Source organism: Xenorhabdus santafensis (genome assembly GCF_033949405.1).
GTDB lineage: Bacteria > Pseudomonadota > Gammaproteobacteria > Enterobacterales > Enterobacteriaceae > Xenorhabdus > Xenorhabdus santafensis.
Genome location: NZ_VCDN01000095.1, coordinates 1 through 301 on the forward strand (window position 1 = coordinate 1; position 301 = coordinate 301).

The window sequence follows — 301 nt, forward strand, 5'->3', positions numbered from 1 at the left end:
CTCACAACCCGAAGGTGTCTTCAGAATTGGAGTTTTTGAGAGACTCATCAGTCGCGTCATTGACGTCAGACTGATTGTTTCAAATTTTCAGCTTGTTCCAGATTGTTAAAGAGCAAAATATTGATAAACCGGCTCGCAAGCCCGCTTAGCAATATCGTGTGGCACCGCCTTTCACCCAGGGCCTGAGCAAAGTGGCGTCCCCTAGGGGATTCGAACCCCTGTTACCGCCGTGAAAGGGCGGTGTCCTAGGCCTCTAGACGAAGGGGACATCAAGTCTTCTTCGCAGACGCTGCTCATTCTT

Annotated in this window: 1 tRNA gene; it reads right to left on the reverse strand. The window is 50.5% G+C overall.

Annotated features, from left to right (window positions below):
• Nucleotides 1-192: 192 nt before the first annotated feature.
• A tRNA-Glu gene (locus FE392_RS17355) sits at nucleotides 193-268 on the reverse strand.
• Between the last annotated feature and the right edge of the window lie 33 nt (nucleotides 269-301).